This window comes from Streptomyces sp. YIM S03343 (assembly GCF_054729195.1).
The window spans coordinates 5953429-5977565 of the sequence record NZ_JBPUKX010000001.1 but is presented as its reverse complement, the minus strand read 5'-3'; the positions used below and the strand labels follow the sequence as shown (position 1 = coordinate 5977565).

Annotated in this window: 17 protein-coding genes; 3 read left to right on the top strand and 14 right to left on the bottom strand. The window is 71.8% G+C overall.

Annotation, left to right across the window (positions count from 1 at the left end; all coding sequences use genetic code 11):
- Nucleotides 1-95: 95 nt before the first annotated feature.
- Nucleotides 96-2321 (bottom strand): SF1B family DNA helicase RecD2, encoded by a 2226-nt coding sequence (gene recD2, locus ACSYGN_RS26085; protein ID WP_460403751.1) that lies wholly within the window; start codon nt 2319-2321, stop codon nt 96-98.
- A gap of 329 nt (nt 2322-2650) precedes the next feature.
- On the opposite strand from recD2, the gene ACSYGN_RS26080 reads away from it, so the two are divergent.
- On the top strand, nt 2651-3556 hold the full coding sequence (locus tag ACSYGN_RS26080) for a ribokinase (protein WP_460399653.1): 906 nt from the start codon (nt 2651-2653) through the stop codon (nt 3554-3556).
- Between the two features lie 48 nt (nt 3557-3604).
- Here ACSYGN_RS26080 and ACSYGN_RS26075 read toward each other — a convergent pair whose 3' ends face one another.
- The 6 genes from ACSYGN_RS26075 to ACSYGN_RS26050 form a co-directional block, all read right to left on the bottom strand.
- A complete protein-coding gene (locus tag ACSYGN_RS26075) occupies nt 3605-4591 on the bottom strand; it encodes a hypothetical protein (protein ID WP_460399651.1) in 987 nt (328 codons plus the stop codon).
- Nucleotides 4592-4708: 117 nt separating this feature from the next.
- Entirely contained in the window at nt 4709-5119 is a 411-nt protein-coding gene (locus ACSYGN_RS26070; protein WP_460399649.1) for a hypothetical protein, read from the bottom strand.
- A gap of 493 nt (nt 5120-5612) precedes the next feature.
- Entirely contained in the window at nt 5613-6602 is a 990-nt protein-coding gene (locus ACSYGN_RS26065) for an ArsR/SmtB family transcription factor (protein WP_460399647.1), read from the bottom strand.
- Between the two features lie 533 nt (nt 6603-7135).
- On the bottom strand, nt 7136-7936 hold the full coding sequence (locus ACSYGN_RS26060) for a sugar phosphate isomerase/epimerase family protein (RefSeq protein ID WP_460403749.1): 801 nt from the start codon (nt 7934-7936) through the stop codon (nt 7136-7138).
- 35 nt (nt 7937-7971) lie between these two features.
- The gene (locus tag ACSYGN_RS26055) at nt 7972-9180 is read right to left on the bottom strand and encodes a dihydrodipicolinate synthase family protein (protein WP_460399645.1); all 1209 of its coding nucleotides are present in this window, start codon (nt 9178-9180) and stop codon (nt 7972-7974) included.
- Nucleotides 9177-10328 (bottom strand): Gfo/Idh/MocA family protein, encoded by a 1152-nt coding sequence (locus ACSYGN_RS26050; RefSeq protein WP_460399643.1) that lies wholly within the window; start codon nt 10326-10328, stop codon nt 9177-9179. Before ACSYGN_RS26050 ends, ACSYGN_RS26055 begins: the two co-directional genes overlap by 4 nt.
- 385 nt (nt 10329-10713) lie before the next feature.
- Here ACSYGN_RS26050 and ACSYGN_RS26045 point away from each other — a divergent pair, with 385 nt between their 5' ends.
- Nucleotides 10714-11775, top strand: a complete 1062-nt coding sequence (locus tag ACSYGN_RS26045) for a LacI family DNA-binding transcriptional regulator (protein WP_460399641.1) — start codon at nt 10714-10716, stop codon at nt 11773-11775.
- A gap of 115 nt (nt 11776-11890) precedes the next feature.
- Entirely contained in the window at nt 11891-12688 is a 798-nt protein-coding gene (locus ACSYGN_RS26040) for a sugar phosphate isomerase/epimerase family protein (RefSeq protein WP_460399639.1), read from the top strand.
- Nucleotides 12689-13014: 326 nt separating this feature from the next.
- On the opposite strand, the gene ACSYGN_RS26035 is transcribed toward ACSYGN_RS26040, so the two are convergent.
- From ACSYGN_RS26035 to ACSYGN_RS26005, 7 genes are all read right to left on the bottom strand, one after another.
- Complete coding sequence (locus tag ACSYGN_RS26035) at nt 13015-16341, bottom strand: SAV_2336 N-terminal domain-related protein (RefSeq protein WP_460403747.1); 3327 nt, start codon at nt 16339-16341, stop codon at nt 13015-13017.
- A gap of 2 nt (nt 16342-16343) precedes the next feature.
- Entirely contained in the window at nt 16344-17294 is a 951-nt protein-coding gene (locus tag ACSYGN_RS26030) for an AAA family ATPase (protein WP_460399637.1), read from the bottom strand.
- Nucleotides 17291-19438, bottom strand: coding sequence for a VMAP-C domain-containing protein (locus ACSYGN_RS26025; protein ID WP_460399635.1), 2148 nt, complete (start codon nt 19436-19438; stop codon nt 17291-17293). The genes ACSYGN_RS26030 and ACSYGN_RS26025 overlap by 4 nt, the downstream gene beginning before the upstream one ends.
- A 3-nt stretch (nt 19439-19441) precedes the next feature.
- On the bottom strand, nt 19442-19837 hold the full coding sequence (locus tag ACSYGN_RS26020) for a CU044_2847 family protein (protein WP_460399633.1): 396 nt from the start codon (nt 19835-19837) through the stop codon (nt 19442-19444).
- A 122-nt stretch (nt 19838-19959) separates the two neighbouring features.
- Nucleotides 19960-21771: an SPFH domain-containing protein gene (locus ACSYGN_RS26015; RefSeq protein ID WP_460399631.1), complete on the bottom strand. Its 1812-nt coding sequence runs from the start codon at nt 21769-21771 to the stop codon at nt 19960-19962.
- Nucleotides 21768-23231, bottom strand: coding sequence for a TIR domain-containing protein (locus ACSYGN_RS26010; RefSeq protein WP_460399629.1), 1464 nt, complete (start codon nt 23229-23231; stop codon nt 21768-21770). The genes ACSYGN_RS26015 and ACSYGN_RS26010 overlap by 4 nt, the downstream gene beginning before the upstream one ends.
- A 180-nt stretch (nt 23232-23411) precedes the next feature.
- Nucleotides 23412-23993, bottom strand: a complete 582-nt coding sequence (locus tag ACSYGN_RS26005) for a toll/interleukin-1 receptor domain-containing protein (RefSeq protein ID WP_460399626.1) — start codon at nt 23991-23993, stop codon at nt 23412-23414.
- Nucleotides 23994-24137 lie beyond the last annotated feature (144 nt).

Sequence of the window (24137 nt, the reverse complement as noted above, 5' to 3'; positions counted from 1 at the left end):
TGCAGGCGGCACTCAGTGCCGCCAATCTGCCCATCCTGCCCGGTCGGCATGCGTATCGGGAAGAGCTCTGTGACGTTCGCGACTCATTTGATCGATCATTTGTTACGTTGGGCCTGGTTGAGCCTGAAGTCCAGTGCCGTACAACGCCGTCCGGCCGACACCGTGCGTACCGCCTGTCCGATCGCCTTGCGTGATCCGACGAGGACGACCAGGCGCTTGGCCCGCGTCACGGCCGTATACAACAGGTTCCGTTGGAGCATCATCCATGCCCCCGTGGTGACGGGGATCACCACCGCGGGATATTCACTTCCCTGCGAGCGGTGGATGGTGACCGCGTACGCGTGCGCCAGTTCGTCCAGTTCGTCGAAATCGTACGGAACCTCCTCATCCTCGTCCGTCAGCACCGTCAGGCGCTGGTCCACCGGATCGAGCGAGGTGACCACGCCCACCGTGCCGTTGAAAACTCCGTTCTCCCCCTTCTCGTAATTGTTGCGAATCTGGGTGACCTTGTCTCCAACCCGGAACACCCGACCTCCGAACCGCTTCTCCGGAAGGTCCGGGCGGCCGGGTGTGATGGCCTGCTGGAGCAGCCCGTTGAGGGTGCCCGCGCCCGCCGGACCGCGGTGCATCGGCGCCAGCACCTGTACGTCACGGCGCGGATCGAGCCCGAACTTCTGCGGGATCCGCCGCGCCGCCACGTCCACGGTGAGCCGCCCCGCCTCCTCCGTGTCGTCCTCGACGAACAGGAAGAAGTCGTTCATACCGTCCGTGAGAGGGTGCTGACCTGCATTGATGCGATGCGCGTTGGTGACCACGCCGGACTGCTGCGCCTGGCGGAACACCCGGGTCAGCCGGACCGCCGGGACCGGGCTGCCGTCGGCCAGCAGATCCCGCAGCACCTCGCCCGCACCGACACTGGGCAACTGGTCCACGTCCCCGACGAACAGCAGATGGGCGCCGGGCGGAACCGCCTTTACCAGTTTGTTCGCCAGCAGCAGATCCAGCATGGACGCCTCGTCCACCACCACCAGGTCCGCGTCCAGCGGGCGGTCGCGGTCGTACGCCGCATCGCCGCCGGGCCTCAGCTCCAGCAGCCGGTGCACGGTGGACGCCTCCGCCCCGGTGAGCTCGGCCAGCCGCTTGGCGGCACGGCCGGTGGGCGCGGCGAGCAGCACCTTGGCCTTCTTGGCGCGCGCCAGCTCCACGATCGAGCGCACCGTGAACGACTTGCCGCAGCCCGGACCGCCGGTGAGCACGGCCACCTTCCGGCTCAGCGCCAGCCGCACAGCCGCCTCCTGCTCGGGCGCCAGCTCCACCCCCGTGCGCCCCTTCAGCCACGCCAGCGCCTTGTCCCAGGCCACGTCCCGGAACGCCGGCATCCGCTCCTCGTCGGTGCCCAGCAGCCGCAACAACTGCCCGGACAGCGACAGTTCGGCCCGGTGGAATGGCACGAGATACACCGCCGTGACCGGTTCCCCGCCGTCCGGTCCCGGCACCTTCTCCCGTACGACACCGGGGTCCTCGCCGTCCTCCGGGGGCGCCGCCAGCTCGGCGAGGCACTCGATGACCAGCCCGGTGTCGACCTGGAGCAGCTTCACCGCGTCCGCGATCAGTCTCTCCTCGGGCAGATAGCAGTGCCCCTGGTCTGCGGACTGCGACAGCGCGTACTGGAGACCCGCCTTGACGCGCTCCGGACTGTCGTGCGGGATTCCCACCGACTGGGCGATCCTGTCGGCCGTCAGGAACCCGATGCCCCACACATCGGCGGCGAGCCGGTAGGGCTGGTTCTTCACCACCGAGATCGACGCGTCGCCGTACTTCTTGTAGATGCGCACCGCAATCGACGTGGACACCTCGACCGTCTGGAGGAAGAGCATGACCTCCTTGATCGCCTTCTGCTCCTCCCAGGCGTCGGCGATCTTCCGGGTGCGTTTGGGGCCGAGGCCGGGCACCTCGATCAGCCGCTTCGGCTCCTCCTCGATGATCCGCAGAGTGTCCGTGCCGAAGTGCTGGGTGATGCGGTCGGCAAAAACGGGGCCGATGCCCTTGACCAGGCCGGAGCCCAGATAGCGGCGGATGCCCTGGACGGTGGCGGGCAGCACGGTCGTGTAGTTCTCGCAGTGGAACTGCTTGCCGTACTGCGGGTGGGAGCCCCAGCGGCCCTCCATGCGCAGCGACTCGCCGACCTGCGCGCCGAGCAGCGCACCGACCACCGTGAGGAGATCACCGGCACCCCGGCCGGTGTCGACCCGGGCGACCGTATAGCCGTTCTCCTCGTTGGCGTACGTGATGCGCTCCAGGACGCCTTCGAGAACGGCCATGCGGGGACCGGCACCGTCACCCGTCCGGTCTTTCCCCCGCTGCCCGTCGCGCGTCTCGCCGCGCGTGTCACCGCGTGCCTCGTCGCGTGCCTCATCGCGTGCCTCGTCGCGCGTCTGACTGCTCCCCGCCTGATTGGACATGACCCGACGCTACCGCCGAGGTCTGACATCACGATCCGGTCTCGGGGTCTTGCCGACTCCCGCCCGACTGCCGACCCAAATGGGCAGAATCGCGATGACGCCGCGTGCCCGCGCGCGGGCACGCGGTCCGTCCGGGGACCCGGGAATCCGAGAATCCGGAGAACCGGGGCAGTCAGGGGAGTCCATTGATGTACGACTACGACCTGCTGGTCGTGGGATCGGCCAACGCCGATCTGGTGATCGCCGTCGAACGCCGGCCGGGTCCCGGTGAGACGGTGCTCGGGTCCGATCTGGCCGTGCACCCGGGCGGCAAGGGTGCCAACCAGGCGGTCGCGGCCGCCCGGCTCGGCGGCCGTACGGCCCTGCTGGCAAGGGTCGGCGACGACACCTACGGGCGGCTGCTGCTCGACTCGCTGCGGGCGTCCGGCGTCGACACGGTGGGTGTGCTGGTCGGCGGCGCGCCGACCGGGGTGGCGCTGATCACCGTGGACCCGTCCGGGGACAACAGCATCGTGGTCGCGCCGGGCGCGAACAGCCTGCTCGCTCCGGGTGACATCCGGGCGGCGGCCAGCCTGTTCCACGCCTCGCGGGTGGTGTCGGCGCAGCTGGAGATCCCGCTGGAGACGGTGGTGGAGGTGGTACGGAGCCTGCCGCCGCAGGCACGGTTCGTGCTGAACCCGTCGCCGCCGAGGCCGCTGCCGCCGGAGCTGCTCGCCGCCTGCGACCCGCTGATCGTCAACGAGCACGAGGCGAGGGTGATCCTCGGCGACTCCTGTGTGAGCGCGGATCCGTGCGACTGGGCGCGGCTGCTGCTGGCCAAGGGTCCGCGTTCGGTGGTGGTGACTCTGGGCGCGGAGGGCGCCCTGGTGGTCTCGGCGGGCGGCGGTCTCGCGCGCGTGCCGTCCGTCGCGGTGCGGGCCGTGGACACCACGGGCGCGGGTGACGCGTTCACCGCGGCGCTGGCTTGGCGGCTGGGCACCGGCGCGTCCCTCGGGGAGGCGGCAGCGTATGCGGCCCGGGTGGGGGCGGCGGCGGTGACCCGGCGCGGGGCGCAGAAGTCGTTCCCGACGGGGCCGGAGGTGGCGGCTCTGTGACGCGACCTGCGTTCGAAGCACCTGCGACGTGGCGGTGGTGATGCGCGGTCAGGGCGCCGGGAACGCCGGCCGTACGCCGTTTTCGCGCTCGGCCCGGCGCAGCGCCGGGTAGAGGGCGCGGCGAAGCTCGTTCACCTCGGCCGTGTGTTCGGCCAGGAAACGGGTGCGCAGCCGTAGGCGGGCGGGGGTGCGGGCGGCTTCGACCGGGCGCATGCAGTCGGCGTAGGCACGGCCGAGCGCCGCCTGGATCTGCGGGACGTCGGCGGCGTCGGCCTGCTGTTCACTCCGGTCGGCCAGGCCCATGAACGACAGCTCGTCGTCGGCCCGGTAGCCGTGGCGGGCCAGGCAGCCGGGGAAGCCGGCGTAGGCGCGGGCGGTGGCCGGGTCGCGGCGTACGGCGGCGAGTGCCGTGAACCACGCGCGCTGGAGGGACGCATACGTGTCGCGCAGGTCGGACAACGCGGCCGACCCTTCCTGCTCACAGCGGCGTGTCGTGGCGGCGTCGGCGGTGCGGGCGGGCGTGTCGGAACCGTACTTGCCCGTCGCGGGACTCGCCGAGCCCGTAGAGGGACTCGCCATGCCCTTTGCAGGACTCGTCATACCCCTCGTGGGATTCGCCGTGGCGGGCCCGATCGGAGCCGGTACCGGGGCGCTGGCGCTGAGGCCGTGGCGGGAGATGAAGTCGAGGTCGGGGATCGCGAAGAAGCGGATGAACGTCACCGGCGGCAACGCGGGGAGCGTGACGCCCTGGCGCCGGGCGCAGTCGGCGGCGGTGACCTGCGCGACCTGCCGTCCGAGGGCGTCGAGCCCCTGGGTCCAGCGGGTCTCGGCGCCGGTCGCGGGCAGAACCATCCGCACCGGGTCGTCGGGGAGGGCGTGGGTGAGGCGGGCCGGAACCGTCAGCACGCGCGGGGTGTCGTCGGCCCGCCCGGGGCGGTCGGCGGAGTCCATGGAGCCCGTGGAGCAGGCACCGGCCAGGAGCATCGTGGCCACGGGGAGCAGAAGCCGTCGCAGGGGCTTGGGGCGGAAGGGCATCCGTGCCGCTCCTCCGGTGGATGGTCGATTTCTGCGAACCGGGGGTGCCGCAGGGCGTGTCGGACACGTCCTGGTCCGAGACGGCACCCCCGGTGAGGCAGGAGGGGCGGGGCGGCGTCAGTGGGTGATCTTCACCGTGTCGCCGCTGTCGTAGTAACTCGCGACGGTGAACTTGGTGCCGTCGTTGACGGCGCTGCACAGCACGTACTTGTCCACGGCGTAGCTGCCGTCGTTGATCGTGATGTAGCCCGCGTTGCAGGTCTGCCAGTACGAGCCGGACGAGTGCCACAGCCGGCCGGCGTAGGCGTCCACGCCGTCGCCCGCCGCGTCATGGGCGTAGGTGAGGTTGAGGTCGTTGCAGGAGCTGGTGGACGACTTGTTGGCGGTGCTGCCGACACCCTCGTAGGGGCCGGTGGTCAGTGTCGACGTCACACACGCCTGCGGTGCCGCGGACGCCGCCGGCGCGAGCACCAGGCAGGCCGCCGCGGACGCCACTGCGAGCGTGCCCGCGAGGATGGCTCGGTTCATGGTTCCCCCTTCGATTCCTGGACACGGACGGGCCGGTCGGCCGGCCGCTCGTCCCCTTCGTCCGCGTCCGTTCGATCCGTGCGATCCGTTCGATCCGTTCACCGAGACCTTCGCAGGCGCGCGCCGAACCCGACCACCTCGTTCGAAGGGGCTCGAAAGTCGCAGCCGGGGCAGCGGAGGGCGTTGCTCCATCGGGGAGGGGGAGGTGGCGGGGACGGATGAGGCAGGAGGGGTGCCGCGGCCGTTCGCGGACGGCTGTGCCGGGTGACCGGAAGTCGCCGGGCGTCGCCGGGAACTGCCGGGAGCCGTCGGCCGTTGGGGATTACAGCCGGGGGCCGCCCAGGGCGTGTCTGACAATTCGCGTCGGATCAGCGCGCGGCGTCTGGTGCGGTGCATCGCAAGGCGGAGGATCGCCCGCGTACTGGACGTACTCGGGTGATCCGACAACGCGGCGAGGTGCCGTGCCCAGACGTCGCGCGCCCGGCGGGAATTGTCAGACACGCCCTGGCGCCGTACCACCGCGGAGCATCGCCGCACCGAGCGGGGTGAGGGTGTGCAGCACGGTGTTGTTCCGGCGGTGGCTGGTGAGTAGGCCCGAGTCGCGCAGGACATTGGCGTGGTGGGTGGCGGTGGCGGGCGAGATGCCGAGCAGCCGGGCCAGCTCCGAGGTGGTCGCGCCGAGGGCCACGGCGCGCAGGACGGCGGCCCGGGTGCGCCCCAGCAGTGCGCCGAGGGACGCCTCGGCGGGGGACGGGTCGGGAGCGGGACCGAGATCGTGGAGGGGGTAGACGAGGACCGGCTGAAGGGTGTTGTCGGCCAGGGAGACGGGTGAGCGCCAGCAGAAGTAGGTGGGGATGAGATGCAGTCCACGGCCGTCGAGATACAGGTCGCGGTCCTCGACGTAGTCGACGTGGAGGACCGGCGGGCGCCAGTGCATGGTGGGTGAGAGCCCGGCGAGCAGTCCGTCGACGCCGATGCCCAGGGTCTGGCGGGCGCGCAGGGCCTGTTCGGCGGCGATGGCGGCGTGGATGCGGTCCTGGTGGGGCGCCACGACCGCCTCGTGATAGGCGCGCAGGGCGGCGGCCAGGTCCTCGCGCGCGTCGCGCTCGGTCAGCCGGGAGGTCCAGACGGGGGCACCGGAGTGCCGCTGGAGCAGGCCCGTCTCCTGGGCGACCCGCTCCGGCGGGGTGTCGACGATCGCCGCGAGTCCCGCGTTCAGGCAGTCGGCGGACTCAGGAGGGGTGAGGAAGTCGGGGAGATAGCGGGCCCGGGGCAGTACCGGCACCAGCAGTCCGCGCACCGCCCTGCCGAGCGGTGTGCCCGAGAGGGCGACACGGGTGTCGCGGAACCAGTCGGCGTAGGCCCAGCGGCCGCGGGCGGTCTGGAGACGGTGCAGGCTGCAGGCGATCTCCCACAGCGGATCGGGCGTGCCGGACAGCCGTACGCGTGCCAGGTCCTCGGGGCCGAAGTGGATGCGCAGCACCGGACCACCCCCGCATCGGTCGTCGCATCGGTCGTCGCCACCGCGTCCCGTGTCCGTAGGGACAGCCTCAGGGACGCACGCGTCACCGGCAATGCCGTGTTTCGGCCGCTCCCCGGGGTGACGGACGGGGCACGGGAGTCGGCCAAGAACACCGGCGGTGGCGCCGTGCCCAGCAGGTCCGAAGGTGCCGTACGGCGTACGCGGCCGGCGGCATGTCCTACGACGGCCGGGGGCTGTGGATGTCCATGGGAAACGGCCGGAACGACCGGAGCGACCGGAGCGTTCCGACCACTCGGAACGACCGGAACGACCGGAACGACCGGAACAACGGGGACAGTCGGAACGGGTCGGAACAGCTTCGAGGGGGCCCGATCCGTCGACCAGGCCCCCTCGGTTTCCCCCTCCATGTCAGAACCCCCGCGATCCCCCCGGATCCCCCTCCAAGGGTTCTGATGCCACGTACGACACGCCACGGCGGCGGAGGGTTGCACGGCTTCCAAAGATTTTTTTCCAACCGAGGAGGAGTTGCTATGTCACCCGACCACATGGCGCACGAACCGCTCCATCGTCTCCGCGAGCACCTCCCGCCCGTCCCGGCCCCACAGCCCCTCGTTGAACAGCTCCACCTCGATGGGCCCGGTATACCCGGCCGCTGCCACGTGCGCCGTCCACTCCCGCATGTCGATCGAACCGTCGCCGAGCTGGCCGCGGCCGTTGAGGACGCCCTCGGGCAGCGGGGTGGTCCAGTCGGCGAGCTGGAAGGCGTGGATACGGCCGCCCGCGCCCGCCCGCGCGATCTGCTGCGGCGCGGTGTCGTCCCACCAGATGTGGTAGGTGTCCACGGTCACCCCGACCTGCCGCGCGGGGAACCGTTCGGCCAGGTCCAGGGCCTGGGCGAGGGTGGAGACCACGCAGCGGTCGGCGGCGTACATGGGGTGCAGGGCCTCGATGGCGAGGCGTACCCCGTGCGCCTCGGCGTAGGGGCCGAGCTCGGCGAGCGCGTCCGCGATGCGCTCGCGGGCGCCGCGCAGATCACGGGAGCCGGGCGGCAGCCCGCCGCAGACGAGGACGAGGGTGTCGGTGCCGAGCGCGGCGGCCTCGTCCACGGCCCGCCGGTTGTCGGCGAGGGCGGCGGCGCGGCCCTCCGGGTCGGCGGCGGTGAGGAAGCCGCCGCGGCACAGGGTGGTCACGGTGAGCCCGGCGGCGCGCACCAGCTCGGCCGCGGCCTCGACGCCGTAGGCCTGGACTGGCTCGCGCCACAGCCCGACACCCTGGACGCCCAACCGGCCGCAGGCGTCGACCAGTTCGGGCAGGGAGAGCTGCTTGACCGTCATCTGATTGACGGAGAAGCGCGAGAGGTCGATGTCGGTCACCGGGTCACCCCGTGGAGTGCGAGGAAGGTCTTCATCCGGTCCTCGGCGAGCTTCGGGTCGGGGAACAGGCCGAGCCGGTCGGCGAGTTCGTAGGCGCGGGCGAGATGCGGGAGGGAACGGGCCGACTGGAGGCCGCCGACCATGGTGAAGTGGCTCTGATGGCCGGCGAGCCAGGCGAGGAAGACAACGCCCGTCTTGTAGAAGCGGGTCGGCGTCTGGAACAGATGCCGGGACAACTCGACGGTCGGATCGAGGAGTTGCCGGAAGCCTTGGACATCGCCGGTGTCGAGCACCCGTACCGCCTCGGCGGCGAGCGGGCCGAGCGGGTCGAAGATGCCGAGGAGGGCGTGGCTGAAGCCCCGTTCGTCGCCCGCGATCAGCTCGGGGTAGTGGAAGTCGTCGCCGGTGTAGCAGCGCACGCCCCGCGGGAGGCGGCGGCGCAGTGCGATCTCGCGCCCGGCATCGAGGAGGGAGATCTTGACGCCGTCGACCTTGTCGGGGTGGGCGGCGATGATCTCCAGGAAGGTCTCGGTGGCGGTGTCCAGGTCGGCGGAGCCCCAGTAGCCGGTCAGGGCGGGGTCGAACATCGGGCCGAGCCAGTGAAGGATCACGGGCTCGGCGGCTTGGCGCAGGAGGTGGCCGTAGATCTCCAGGTAGTCGTCGGCTCCCCTGGCCGCCGCGGCGAGCGCCCGGGAGGCCATGAGAACGGCCTGGGCGCCCGACTCCTCGACGAGGGCGAGCTGTTCCTCGTAGGCGGCGCGGACCTGCGTGACCGTACCGCCGGTGAGCTGCGTGGTCGTACCGCCGGTGGTCTGCGTGACCGTACCGCCGGTGAGCTGATCGGTGCCGACACCGCAGGCGATACGCCCGCCGACCGCCCGCGCCTCGGCAGCGGATCGGCGGATCAGCTCCGCCGCACCCGCCCAGTCGAGCCCCATCCCCCGCTGGGCGGTGTCCATCGCCTCGGCGACACCGAGCCCGTGGGACCACAGATGGCGGCGGAAGGCGAGGGTGGCGTCCCAGTCGACGGCGGCGGGCGAGTCGGGCGACCCGTCGGCGAACGGGTCGGCGACGACATGCGCCGCCGAGAGGACCGTGCGGGAGGTGAGGGCCGTACCGGGGCGGACCGTCAGGGGTTCGGCGCGCGGCTCGTAGGCGCGCAGTTCGCCCCCGGGGCCGGGGAGCCAGAGGACGGCGGCCGTCACAGCACTACCTCCGGTACGGCGATACGGCGTCCCTCGTCCGCCGACTTCAGCCCCAGCTCGGCGAGTTGGACACCGCGGGCACCGGCGAGCAGGTCCCAGTGGTAGGGGGTGCCGGCGTGGACGTGCTTGAGGAACAGCTCCCACTGGGCCTTGAAGCCGTTGTCGAACTCGGTGTTGTCGGGCACTTCCTGCCACTGGTCGCGGAAGACCTGATCGGCCGGCACGTCCGGGTCCCAGACCGCCTTGGGCGTGGCGGAGCGGTGCTGGGCACGGCAGGTGCGCAGTCCGGCGACGGCGGAGCCCTCGGTGCCGTCGACCTGGAACTCGACCAGTTCGTCGCGGTGGACACGGACGGCCCAGGAGGAGTTGATCTGTGCGACGGCGCCGCTCTCCAGCTCGAAGATGCCGTAGGCGGCGTCGTCGGCGGTGGCGTCGTAGGGCTTGCCGTTCTCGTCCCAGCGCTGCGGGATGTGGGTGGCGGTGAGGGCCTGGACGGAGGTGACACGGCCGAACAGCTCGTGCAGGACGTACTCCCAGTGCGGGAACATGTCGACAACGATGCCGCCGCCGTCCTCGGCGCGGTAGTTCCACGACGGGCGCTGCGCCTCCTGCCAGTCGCCCTCGAAGACCCAGTAGCCGAACTCGCCACGCACGGAGAGGATCCGCCCGAAGAAGCCGCCGTCGACGAGGCGCTTCAGCTTGCGCAGGCCCGGCAGGAAGATCTTGTCCTGGACGACGCCGTGCCGCACACCCTTGGCGTGTGCGAGCCGGGCCAACGCGAGGGCGCCGTCGAGACCGGTGGCGGTGGGCTTCTCGGTGTAGATGTGCTTGCCCGCCTCGATCGCCTTGGTGATCGCCGCCTCACGGGCCGAGGTGACCTGGGCGTCGAAGTAGATGTCGACGGACGGGTCGGCGAGGACCGCGTCCAGATCGGTCGACCAGTGCTCCAGGCCGTGCCGTTCGGCGAGCGCGCGCAGGGCGTGCTCACGGCGGCCGACCAGGACCGGTTCCGGCCACAGCACGGTGCCGTCGCCGAGATCGAGGCCGCCCTGCTCGCGCAGGGCGAGAATCGAGCGGACGAGGTGCTGGCGGTGGCCCATACGGCCGGTCACGCCGTTCATGGCGATACGCACCGTCTTGCGCGTCACGTCGTTCCCTTCAAAGGTGCGGCAGGAGTCGAGCGGGTGGGGGAGCGAGGTCGAGCGGGATCAAGGAATGTCGCGGTACAGCAAGCGCTTTCTATCTGATGAGAAGCTAGCCTCTGAGCGGCGGTCGCGACAAGACCGTGACCGCTTCGAGTTGTTCGAGGGGACGAACGGAGGCGGGGCGCGGCCTAAAGTCTGCTCGAAGGTGCCGCGACACACCCGGAACCGGAACCGCGGGACGGCCTGTCTACGACGTCGTACGGCGAGGCCGGGCACGGTGCGCCGAGGCACAGCGGAGCTTGACGACAGCATGACGTATATGACGTACATGACGACAGCGTGACGACATGCGCGACCGGAGGACGGCTGCGCGACCGGAGGACGGCAGATGACGGTGACCCTGGCGGATGTGGCGGCCCGCGCCCAGGTCTCCCCCGCGACGGTGTCGCGCGTACTGAACGGCAACTACCCCGTGGCCACGTCCACCCGTGAGCGGGTGCTGCGGGCGGTGGACGAACTGGACTACGTCCTGAACGGCCCGGCGAGCGCGCTGGCGGCAGCGACCTCCGATCTGGTCGGCATCCTGGTCAACGACATCGCCGACCCGTTCTTCGGGATCATGGCGAGCGCCATCCAGTCGGAGATCGGCGGCCCCGGCGGCCGGGCGGGCGGGGAACGCCTGGCGGTGGTCTGCAACACCGGCGGCTCCCCGGAGCGCGAGCTGACCTACCTCACCCTGCTCCAGCGGCAGCGCGCCGCCGCCGTGGTGCTGACCGGCGGAGCCGTGGAGGACGAGCCGCACGCGTCGGCGGTGGCGGCGAAGCTGCGCAAGCTGACGGCGGCCGGGACCCGGGTGGTGCTGTGCGGGCGGCCTCCGGCGCCGGAGACGGACGCGGTGGCGCTGGCCTTCGACAACCACGGCGGCGCCCGGCAGCTCACCGAGCATCTCATCGGCCTGGGCCACCGGCGGCTCGGCTATATCGCGGGCCCGGAGGAACGTACGACCACCCGGCACCGTCTGGAGGGCCACCGGGCCGCGCTGGCGGCGCACGGCATCGAGGAGGACGCCCGCCGGACCGTCCACGGCCGCTACGACCGCCGCTCCGGCTACGAGGCCGCCCTGGAACTCCTGCGCCGCGACCCGTCCCTGACGGCGGTGGTGGCCGCGAACGACTCCGTCGCACTGGGCGCGTGCGCCGCGCTGCGGGAGTCGGGGCTGCGCGTCCCGGAGGACATGTCCGTCGCGGGCTTCGACGACCTGCCGTTCAGCGTGGACGCGGTGCCGTCGCTGACGACGGTACGGCTGCCGCTGGCGGAGGCAGGGGCGAGGGCGGGCCGCATCGCGATGGGCCGCGAGGAACCGCCGCCCGGGGGGATCGCGACGGTGCGGGGGGAGCTGATGGTGCGGGGGTCGGTGGGGGCGCCGAGGGCCGAGCACGGCCGGCCCTGAGGCGTAGATCGGTCGGAGCCCGAATTCCAAAGGATCCTGCGGGCCAGGACCCGCGCCGGACGTGCGCCGGACGTGCGACTGGACCGGCACGGGAACCGGGGTGACAGTAGAGGACATGAGACTGGCGTTCTCCACCCTCGGTGTCCCCGGTCTGCCGATGCCGGACGTGATCCGGCTGGCGGTGGCCAACGGCTTCCACGGCGTGGAGCTCCGCGCCCATCCGGAGGAACCGGTGAATCCGGGCACCGGCGCCGCCGAGCGCGCGGAGGTGGCGGCGGCGTTCGAGGCGGCCGGCATCGAGATCATCTGCGCGGCGGGCTATACGAAGATCGCCGCCCCGGGCGAGGACGGCCCCGTCCTGGACGAGGTCCGCGCGCTGGTCGACCTGGCGAGGGACCTGAACGCGCCGTTCGTCCGGGTCTTCCCGGGCGGAGACTCGAAGGACCCCGCCGAGGCGGACGCCATCGCCGCCCGCCGCCTGGCCACGGCTGCGGAGTACGCCGCCGACGCAGGCGTACGGATCCTGCTGGAGACCCATGACTCACATCGCACCGGAGCCGCCGCGATCCGGGTCCTCGGCCCGGTCGGCCATGGCAGCGCCGGGGCGATCTGGGACGTGATGCACACCTGGCTGGGCGGCGAGGAACCGTCGGAGAGCTACGCCGCGCTGGCCCCGCACCTCGGCTACGTCCAGGTCAAGGACATCGCCTCCGCCGACGACACGACCCCGCTGCCGCTCGGCAAGGGCATCCTCCCGCTGTCGGACTGCGTGGAACTCCTCTCCCGCCACGGCTGGGACGGCTGGCTGTGCTGGGAGTACGAGAAACGCTGGTACGACGGCATCCCCCCACTCCAGGACCTCCTCCCGGAGGCCCACACCCACCTGAGCCGGCTGCTCAACGACTCGGCGTGACGCGGTTGCGGTTACCGTTCGTCGGCGGCCAGGCGGTCAGGCGGTCAGGCGGTCAGGCGGTCAGGCGGTCAGGACCGAACGTGCGCGGGACACCGTTGCTTTCCAGCTGCTGGTGACCGACCGCAGGAACGACAGGTCGTCAGCGGGAAGCCGGACGGCTTGCTGCCTGCGGAGTCGCAGCAGTACGGAGGGCAGGTGAGTACGGCCCGCGCACGTGCCGTCGGCGACGGCCACCGCGGTATCGACGATGCGAGCAACCCGACCAGACGGCGTCCGGGCAGGCCAAGCCCGTACCGGACCCGTGGTCAGTCGTACCGGACCCGGGGTCAGTCGTTCCGCATCCCCAGCTCGGCCAGCCGGAGGAACGCCTCTGTGGTGGCCGGACGCAGTCGGTCCAGTTCCCAGCCGGCGGACTGCAGCGTCGCGTCGAAGGGCACGTGCACCACCTGTTCGGGGCCGACGTGCAGACGCCGGGCGAACCCGTCGGGCAGTGCACGCCCCGAGCCGCCACCGATGTCCGCGGCCACGACGAGCGCCCGGGCCGCCAGCCGTTCCCGGCCCATCTCCCTGATGTAGGTGAGGGTGCGGACGGCCGCGTCCAGGAACCAGTCCGCGGTCCCGCAGCACAGGATCAGCCGGTCGGTGTGGTCGAGGACCACCTCGGCCGAGCCGTCCAGGCGCATGGGTGACCAGTCGGTGAGGACGAAGGAGTAGTAGGGCGCCGTCTGGGCCAGCACATGGGCGTACTCCTGCTGGTGGGCCGGGTTGGGGCTGAAGTGGCCGGCGCGGTGGGCCACGACTTCCAGGCCGGACGGCAGGCGGCTGGTGAGGGCGCGGATCTTCTCGTACGACGGTGGGGGCGGCAGCGCCGCCAGATCTCTGACGACGGCAGGATTGCGGTGGGTCAGGAAGGCGTCCAGCGCCCCCTCGGAGGCGGATCCGTCGAGGGCCAGGACCGGTTCGCCGCGCACCGCGGCGAGAACGGACCCCAGCACCATCGTGGTCGTGGCGCGGCCGCTGTAGTGGTAGGCGCCGACCAGGGTCAGGCGCCTGCTGTGCGGCATGGGGGCCCGCAGGCGCTCCAGCCGGGCCTCGGCCTCCCGGCGGGCGGCGCCGAAGCGTGGAAGCCGCAGCACGAGGGGTGCTCCGCCGGTGACCGCGGGAGGCGGCGCGAGCGGCACCGGCTCGGCCCGGCTCTCCTGGACCGCCGGCAGCCGCGGGCCGCCCAGTTGAAGACGGGTCCGGGCGACGTACCGGGCGAGCAGCTCGGCGACCTCGCTCGCCGCGGGCCGCCGTTCCGGATCCGGGTCGATGCAGCGCAGCACCAGCCGCCGTAGCTGCTCCCATGTGTCGCCCTGCCACAGGTGCATGCCCTCCGGGAGGCCCGGCATGTCCCAGCCGGCCTTGCTGCTGATGACCTGGAGCAGCTCCCCCAGGGCCCGTACGTTGTCCTCGCGGGTGGGGGCCGGGCCCGAGCCCAGGTACACGCCGTCGACGGCACAGTCCGACAGGTCGCCCAGGACCACGGTGCGGCGCAGCACGTACACGCTGTCGGCGTCCAGCGTCGCGGGCACGAGGCCGTTGACGTGGCACAGGACGACCGCGTTGGCGAGATAGCAGGAGACCAGCAGGCCCTGCAGGATGTCGAAGGGCGCGGTGCCGTCGGTCAGGGCACGGGTGAAGATCTCCACGAGCCGCGACGGCTGCGTGTCGGGCACCCCGGCGTCCGCGATCGGTGTCATCGCGAGCCAGGGCGGGGAGTCCTGGAGCCCGGCGCCGAGCAGCAGGGGCGCGTACTGGCCCTGGAGACGGGACAGCGCCTCGGCCTCCACCGCGATCAGTCCGGCGTTGACGGCGGGCAGGTCGGCGCGCGGCAGACGCAGCACGGCCTCCCTGCCTTCGGTGTCCACGCCCCGGTAGACGACCGTGCGGCGTCCGCGCCGGCGGCCGCGCAGTTCGTAGCCCCCGACGCTGCGCGGGTCCTCGTCGGTGAGCGGTTCCCAGTCGTCCGTTCCGGTGTCGGGCGGTAGCGGGGCGGGCCCCGGGGCACGGCGTGTGTCGCCGACGGACACACCGAACCGGCTGAGGAGCCGGCGCTCGATGCTGCTGAACGGCAGCTGCGAGGCGGACAGGGTGTCGGAGCCGTCCGGGTGGATCAGCCACGCCGGGAAGTCGGGCGAGTTGCCTGCGAGTACCTCCAGGCGGCGCGCGATCCGGCGACCGGTGCGCAGGAGTTCCGCCTGCGGGACGGCGTCGAGGAGGACCGTCTTGGAGGCGTCCGAGAAGTCGAAGACCCGGTGTTTGGCCGGCAGCGGGCCGGACACGGGGGCGGGATGGGGCTGGACGAGGCCGCCGAGGAACACTTCGGCGAGGTGCGAGGTGGTGGCCGGCCAGGGCACCGCCGTCTGCACCAGCCGCATCACGGGTACCGAGAGCGGGGCGACCGCCGCGAGATGGGCGGCGAGGCGGTACGCCTCGGGGGTGGCCGCGTCGCGGAAGTGCTGGGCGCTGCTCAGGTCCCGCGCGGCAGCGACGGTGGAGTACCGGTCGGGGCGGGCCAGCAGCGGGAGTTCCACGGTGATGCCGGGTGAGGCGAGCAGCCGGGCCCACGCGCGCAGTGAGTCCGCCGTGGGTTCGAGAACGGGGATCGGGATGTCGTCGAAGGTGCTGAGTTCGGCGGGCAGCACGGGGTCGGTGATCTTCCAGGAGGTGTTGGCGCCGCCGATGCGCCGGGTGGTGGCCTGCCAGTGTGCGGCCGAGATCCCGGACGCCTCCCACATGTCCGGTGGCAGGGTGTGCAGGACCGCGGCCGGGCCTCGGCCCGCTCGCTCGGCGAGCAGCCGGTGCATCGCGCCGGACCGCCAGGCAGGGCCCATGCCGTCGCTGACGACCAGCAACAGGGTGCGTCCGGAGGGGTCGTTGACGGTGGTCAGTGGCAACTCGGTGCTGCCGGGGCGGAACGGCCGGGCGTGCAGCCGCGGCCGGCCGGCGCTGCGGGTGTCGAGGCCGAGTACCCGGGTGACGGCGAAGGCGCCGAGGCGCTCCAGCAGGGCGCGCAGTTCGGTGCCGAGCCGGTGCCACAGCAGCATGGACAGTCCGTCGTCGACGAGCAGGGTGAGGTCCAGCCAGCGTTCTCGTACCGGCCGTTCCACGACATCGGGCAGGTGTGTCTCGGCGAGTGCCGAGGCGGTGCGGTCCTCGTCGATCTCCGTGCGGTGCCGGCTGTCGTGGCGGCGGCGCAACGGGCGCAGGGACCGGCCGAGTTCCAGCTCGTCGGCGAGAGCCTTCTCCTCGGGGACCCGCACCGGCAGGGCCCGGCGGGGTTCCCGTCCGGCGGACGCGGGCCGTGGCTCGTGCGTCGGCGTCTGGCGGGCCGACGAGTACAGGCTGGGGCTGGTGAGGTCCGGCAGCTCGGGGTCTCCGGGCTCCGGCGTGGGCTGGGGCGGGACGGTACGGTCCTGCGGTCCGGGGTCGTCGGGTGACGGGGGCTGCTGCGGCCGGGCGGGCGCCTGCCGGTGCAGCGGGGCGTCGACGCCGGTGGGAAGGCGGCGGGCGAGCCACAGCACGTCGAGGATCTGGTCGGCGTCCAGGTCCAGCCCACAGCCTGTGAGGGTCCGTAGCACCTCGGACAGCTGTTCCCCGCCGGCCGGCATCGTCACATCGCCCCGGTGAGCTGGTGCAGGACGGCGTCCAGCAGCCCCTCCGCGTCGAGTTCGACGCCGCCGGTGCGCAGGAACACGGCGTTGAGCAACTGGTCGGTGGCCAGCTCGCCCAGGGCGCGGCGGCGGAGAAAGACTTCGATGATGTCGTCGGCCTCCCGCATCGCCGCCTCGCCGAGGTGTGCGGCGACGATGGTGCGCAGCCGCTGCTCGTCGGGCAGCGGCAGGTCGAGCCTGAGGCATCGGCGCAGGAAGGCGGGCGGAAAGTCGCGCTCGCCGTTGCTGGTGATGACGACGACCGGGAACTCGGCGCACTGCACGAGACCTTGGTGGACGGGGACGGTGCCGCGGTGGTCGTAGGTCTGCACCTCCACGTCGGACATGTCCTCCGGCAGCCGGGAGAGTTCCGGGATGTCGAAGAAGCCCTCCTCGAAGACCGTGAGCAGATCGTTCGGCAGGTCGACGTCGCCTTTGTCCATCTCGTCGATGAGCAGACAGCGTGGGGTGACCGAGGGGACCAGCGCGGTGCCGAGCGGGCCGAGCCGGACGAACGTGCCGATGGACGGTTCGCGCTCACCTCGGTCGCGGCTGAGCGTCGTCTCGCGCAGCCGGCCGATCGCGTCGTACTGGTAGAGGGCGTCCTTCACGGTCGAGCGGCTGTTGACGGGCCAGCGCAACAGCTCGCCCAGACGCAGTTCGTGGGCGACGGCCCGGGCGAGTGAGGACTTCCCCGTCCCGGCCGACCCGGTGACGAGCAGCGGACGGCGCAGATGCAGTGCCGCGTTGACGATGTCGGCGTGCTGCGGCGCGATCACGTACGGCAGTTCCGGGCGCATCGACCGTGCGGGCGTGAAGCGGCGCCATGGCGGGGCCGAGGGCAGCGTGACGGACCGGGGGACGCCGTCGCCGCGGAACAGGCGCCAATCGGCATCGGCAGCGGATGTCATGCGCTCTCCTGAGGTTCGGTCAGGTGCAGGCGGGGTACGGTGCGGTCGGCGTCCGCCCAGGCGAGGACCGGGCGGCCGGGGAAGTCGGGCGGGTTGGCCTTGGCGTTGGCGCGGTAGTCCCGTACGCCGTCGGGCAGTTCCGGCGTGGCGATCTGCGCGGTGTACCGGACGGTGTGCGAGGTGCCGTCGCGACCGCGGTCCCACACCACCACGGGTATGCCCAGGGCGAGGCAGGTCTGCACGATGCCGTCCCGCGGTCCGGGGGGCACATCCACGCAGACGCGTACGGTGTCGAGTTGGTTGACCAGCCGGGAGTAGATCGCGTCGCGGTCCATGGACGCGGAGACCACGAGGGTCTTGCCCGAGTCGAGCCGGCTCCACCGGCTGCGCCAGTGGGCCAGGAACCGCCCGTGCCGGCGCAGGAGTTCCGGACAGTGCACCACCAACGGGAACTCCACGCCGAGGACTCCGGGCACGAGCGCCTCCGGGTCCCGTGCCGTCCACTCGTCGACCGGCAGGTTGAGACCGCCCCGGTCCACCAGCACTTCGACCAGGGGCGGCCGCTCGTCCTCGGCGGGTGGTGTGAGGGAGTCGAGCACGCGCAGCACTTCGCGCGCGGCCTCCGACGCCGAGTGCGACGTGACGCTGTCCGTCGAGACCTGCCGTGGCCCCGCGCCTTCGTCGCACCAGATCCTCAGCTGGTGCCGGCCCCGTCCGGCACGTGCCACCTGGACCAGGACGCGTACGCGCGCGGTACGGGCGCTCAACGAGCGCGCCCAGTCCTGGGCGTCGGAACGGCGTTCGCCGATGGCCGCCCGGGGGATGCCCAGCCGCTGTGCCACCCCGTCGGCCCACAGCCGCAGCTGGGGCCGTAAGGCGCTCGCGCACAGCGCGCCGATGTACTCCATCGCCCGTAGGAGTGCGGGCACCCGGGGCTCTCCCTCCCCCGCGCGGCCGTCACCCGGCAGTGCCTCCAGGTGGTTGAGGAGGGCCTCCACCGTGTCCGCGCCGGGCGATGCCGCCAGGTGAGGCAGTGCGGCACGCACCGCCTCGGGGATCCGCGCAAGCACCTCCGGCTCCATCGCCCGCAGGTGCTTGCGCAGGGCGACGTACTCCCGAGGAGACAGCAGCAAGGGTGTCCGGGACAGGGCGCCCGCCGCCAGGACGCGGTCGGCATCCCGCGGAGCATCGCGCCGCAGGTTGCCCGCCAGGGCCGCCAGCGCCCGCGGATGCGTCAGCAGGAACGCCGCGAACTCCTCGGGGGTGGGCGGGGTGACTTCGCTGCCGTGCGGGACTTCGCAGGCCCGGGCCAGCCGCTTGGCGCCTTCCACCCGGCCGCTCGCGGAAGGGAAGATGTCCTCTACGGCCTGCACCAGCAGCAGAAAGGCGTGATCGTCCGGGTCGGGCGGTTCCGGCGTCACACTGTCCAGCACGCCGAGCGGGCGCAACTCGGCCTCCACACGCTGCCAGGGCGCGGCCCAGCTGCGCCGTGCGAGGTCCTGGGTGCTGAACGGGCGCGGTTCACCCGTGGCACGGTCCACGGGCGGCATGAAGTGGGCGATCACCAGACCGACCACGGCCTTCTCCGTCTCGCACCACAACGGGCTGCCGCTGTAGCCGGGTCCGATCGCCATTCCGGTGGGCGCGCCGTCCAGATACGCCCAGGAGTCGTTGAGCCGCCGCACGGTGAGGACCGCGAAGGTGGCCTCGACGCCTGAGCCGTGACATGCCTCCACCTCCTGGCCGACCGTCATGGCCGCCCGGCGAGGGCCGGCGGGCAGACCGCCGGCGGGCCCGTCCACCCGCAGCACGGCCAGGTCACCGAGCCATTCGTCGTCCGTCGGCCGCACCGGTCCGCCGTCACGGGCGCGCGGCGGGATCCAGTGGGCGACGCGTGCGAAATACCTCTGCGAGGAGGCCTCGCGACCGTGCACCTCGACGACGATCTCGGCCAGTCCCGGCGCTCGCGGGTCGAGCATGGCCCGGCCCAGAGCGGCGTTGACGACGTGGGCGCAGGTCAGCACCGTCTCGCCGCCGAGGACAAATCCCGCGCCCACGGCCTTGTCGTCCACGATCCCGCGGATGGACACGACGTGCGGGAACACATCGCCCGCGCCGTCCCCCGCGGTTCCGAACCATCCCACGCGTCACTCCGCGCCGGGCGTCGCACCGGTCTGCGGAGTCGGATTCCAATGGGCGGTGACGGTGAGGTGTGCCTGGGCGGTGCCGCCGACGATCCCGAGCTTGAGGTCCTGGCCCACCTGGACGCCGAAGGTCACGCTCAGCTCGGTCGGCGGCTCGGGCAGGGACGTGGCTGCGGAGTGGAGCTCTTGGAGCAGCGGGCCGAGCGGTCTGAGCGCGCCGCGCAGGGCCCCGGAGGCGAAGTCGGCGACCGCCCGCCCGCCGGCCGCCACGGGCGCCGCCCTTCCCATGCCCTCGGGGAGGTCGTCGGCGGGTACGGCGGGCGCCGTGCCGTTGACGGGTGCGAGCAAGAACCGGACGGGTGTGCCGTCCTCGAGTTCGAGGTCACGTGAAGGGGACACGCTCACATTGTGGTCGGCGGGACGCGTCTTGTCGGCGGTCTCGCACAACTCGGTTACGGAATCGATGCATACGTCACAATCGGTCGGACAGGGTGCGCAGGGCCCGCTCGCCGGGGTCGCCGTCATTCCCGTGTGTCGTCCGGGTCGGCCTCGATCGCGGGGTGGGGGTCCTTGGTCAATTCCTGTCGCTCTGGGGGTGGGGTGAGCCGGGAGTCCGTGTGGAGTTCGCGTAGCCGGGTCAGGAGGTCCTGCATCACGCTGATCGGGAGCGCCTGTACGTAGGCCGAGATGTCACCGCCGCCACCTATGTACTGCGGGACGTCGAAATTGCCGAACTCGCGGAGGATGCGGACCAGGGCGACGTTCTCCGGGCCGAGAAGCTTCACCTCGGCCTCCAGTGCCCGGCCGACCTCGCGGACCTTCGCCTCCGCCCCGATGGCGTCGATCCTCGCCTGCTGCCGGGCGTGTCCGACACCGGCCTCCAGCCGGGCGTCGCGCATCTCGTCGGTGAACTGCACCTGGAGTTCAGCCAGCAGGGACGGGTCCCTGGGGATGAAGCGGCCCAGTCTGGTGCCGAGCATCGTCACACCCCACTCCTCGACCAGCGCGTGCGTGACCTTGTCCGTGAGCTCCTTGCGGATGTCCTGATACTTGCCGAGGAATTCCAGCACGGAGGTGGTCACGGCGATCTCGGCGAAGTACCCGGCGACGGTGGTGCCGAGCACGTCCCGGACGAAGCGCCGCACGGGGGCCGGGTCCCGGACCAGGCCGCCCAGGCCGGAGGTGGGGGCGCCGCCGAACTGGCCGACCAGCCTGGGCGCGACCTCGGGCGGGATCCGCAGGTTCTGGGAGAGCGCCACGTCCATGTCGAAGCCCTGGACGTTGACGGTGATCTGCCCGAGATCGGCGTCGTAGTTGTCGGTCTCGGACTCCTGTTTGTTGTGCCACTTCAGGATCAGCACCCGGGTGGGGATCAGGATGACCCGTACGAACCAGGGGTTCAACGCGTACGAGGTCCCCTCGCCCAGTGTCTCCTCCTGGACGCCGCGCTGCCCGCCGCTCTCGAGGAACACCCAGGGCAGCCGGAAGCTGCGGTGCCCTTCCACCCGCGGTGCCACCGTGTCCTTGGCATCCCGGCGCGGTTCGGCACCGTCCAGGGTGATGACCACACCGGTGTAGCCCTCCTCGATCGATATCTCGCGGAGGTGCTCCTCCGTCAGCCCGTCACGGGACGACGCCACGTTGTCGACGGTGATGACATCGAACAACTCGGGGTTGATGTCGTAGTACCCTCCGCCGCCCAGGACCGCCAACTGCCTGCCCTGTTCGCCGCCGGCGGCGAGGAACGCCTGGCCGTCCTGGAAGCTGTTGCACTCGACGTGCCGCCCGAACCGCCGGTGCAGCGGGCGCACCGCACCGTGCTTCGCCTGGACCAGGCCGACCGTGCCTGGTGGTACGGAGACGCGAGGCACCGTCTCCACGCTGAACAGACGGGTGTTGATGTAGTACGACTGTCCGCCGGGGAGCGTGGCCGGCTGCACGCCCTGCTCTCCACCACCCAGCAGGAACGTCTGACCGTCCTGGAAGTTGTCGCACTCGACGTGCCACGCGAGGGTGCGTCCGTCGGTCCGGGTGCGCCCCGCCTCGGCCGTCACCACGCCGATCATGCCCGCCGGGATCTGCACCCTGGGCACGAATTCCACGGAGTCCATCCGCGGAACGAGCCAGTGGACGCTGCCGGGGAGCAGGGTGCGGGCCAGCACCCCGCGCGCGTTGGCCGGATTGATGTCGCGGAACGCCAGGTCGGGGTGGGCTCTGACGTAGCGGCGGGTGACGATGCCGATGTGCTGGGCCGGCACCACGACACGCGCTTCCCAGCCCGCCCACCCGGCCGCTCCCAACAGCACCACGAAGAAGAGGAACACGATCGTCATTCGGCTTCTGCCTTCCCTTCACTCAGCCGCGCGTGCACCGCGTGCACGGTCGAGCTCCAGCGGTCGTACCAGTCCGGGCTGTTCTCATGGCTCGGGTCACGCAGTGTGGGGAAGAACCCGGGCCGTACGGCGGGTCCCGCCCGCTGTACGAAGTCGACATAGTTCCGGGGCACAGACGCCTCGGCGGTTTCGCGCCAGCCGAGAGCGGCACCGAGTTCCGGGAAGCGGTGTCCTCGCTGTCCCCGCCGTCCCTGCTGTCCCCGCCTTTCCCGGTCGGCGGGGGCTCGGGCCAGCTCCCGCTGTCGGGTGAAGCCCTGGCGGCCATGGGAACTCCTGGACCACAACGAGTCGATGCCGGTCAGCAGTTCTTGCGGTACGGCGCGTGCGTGCCGGTCGCTCAACCAGCCTTCGGCGAGGCGACCCGCGGCCTCCATGACGAGCCTGGTGGTGAGCAGGTCGGCGTGCTCGTACTCGCCCTCGGTGAGATGGGCACGCAGCCGCTCCAGCCCGGCCGGGACCGTCAGCCGTACCCTCCCGGGCGCCGAACCGGCCGTGGCGGGGCGGATCGGCTCGGGGAGCCGGAGCGGGCGGCCCTGGGTCACGTCGTCTTGCAGTGTGCGCAGCAGGTCGAGACCGGACCCGTCGAGCAGCGCACCGTCGCGGGCGTCCACGTGCCAGACCGTGGCCAGGTGGTAGTTGACCGGGCCGTCGAGCAGAACAGGCACGAACGGCCGCCCGTGCACCTGGCCCTCCAGGATCATGCGGGTGATGTCGTCGGAGTCCTGCGACGCCGGTGTCATCACCACGACGACTGCGACCGCATGCCGCAACTGCTGCCGGATCATCCAGAAATGGGCGTCCCCGGGCCGCAGATCACCGGTGGACCAGACGGGCAGCCCAGCCGCACGCAGCTGTCCGGCGAGCCGAAGGCCGTAGGCGGCGTCGGCGGGGGCGTAGCAGACGACGAAAGCGGGGTGCGCGGGCGGGGTGACCGGCCGGGGCGGCGAGGGATGTGCGGCGGCGAGGTTCTCAGGGGTGGGCCTGCCCGCTTCAGGTGCGGGGCGGCCTGCGACCACCGCCGCCAGTTCGGCGGCCTTGTCCGCGAAGTCGCCGCCGACGGCTCCGGTGAAGTCCCGCCAGACCCGCTGTCGAGCGAACGGGGGCGGGTTCACCTCTCCGAGCAGCACCGGGATGAGCCGCAGCCCGCGCTCCGCCGACTCGGTGGCGAGCACCGCGTACTGCTCCATGGCCGAGCCCGAGCGCAGAGCGGCCGGGCTGATCACGGCTATCCCGTTGGCGGTGCGCCGCAGCTCGTCCTCCAGCCGGAGGTTCACCACGTCTCCGGGCTCGACGCACCATTCGGCGATGAAGGGCAGCAGGCCGTGTCCTTCGAGCTGACGAGCCAGCTGTTCCGTCCACGCGGCGTCTTCAGGGGCGTAGGAAAGGAATACGTCGTTCAACCGCCCACACCTCCTTGGCATGTGGCAGGCACCCGGATGCGGCGGGAGCGCCCAGGGTAAGGGCGGAGCCCTTACCTCCGCCCCACAAGACCGCAATTGGCACGTTTCCGGTCAAGAACAGTGGTCAGGGAGTGGTCAGGGTGTGTGTCCTGCTGTGCCACAGGCCCCCGGTGCGGGGTGTCAGGTGCCGGCCCTGCGCCGCTCCCGCACAGCGATGCGCACCAGTTGCGCGACCGCCGCGTCGTAGCCCGCACCGCCCGGTCCGCTCAGGTCCACGGGCTGTCGTACGGCCGCAAAGGGCGGAAGCTCGACGTCACGGGCGACGAGCGCCGGGACGAGCCGCAGACCACCATCGTGGGCGCGGGCGAGCAGTGCCGCGTACTCGTCCCTGATCTTCAGGTCGGCCATGGTCGTCCGACCGAGCAGCAGTACTCCCAACGTCGCGTTGCCGAGGGCGCGTTCAGCCTCCAGCAACGGCGTCAGCCCCGGTTCGACCCAGCGCACGAGGAACACCGAGAGCCCCGCCTCTCGCAGTGGACCGGCCAGCCTTCGTGCCGCATCGGCTTCCTGGTCGGCGTACGACACGAACACGTCGCACGGCTCCTGCCCCTCCGGCGGTTGCGGGCCGGGATCGGAAGCGGGAGCGAGAGCGGTGCGGCGCCGACGCCAGAGCACATCCCGTACGGGAAGGTAGGCGAAGTATGCGGACACCACAGCCACGACCACGCCGACGACCGCGAGTGCGAGGTTGACCCCGTCCATAGCGAAAGTCTAGTTTAAGTCCCCTTATTTCAGCCCCTTGTTGACGCAACTGTCACGCCGCTGTCGGGCTGCACAGGAAGCGACTCGGCCGCCCTGCCGCTGGGCCTGGGCGAGACGGTGGGGTTCACCGATGACGGCAGCCCC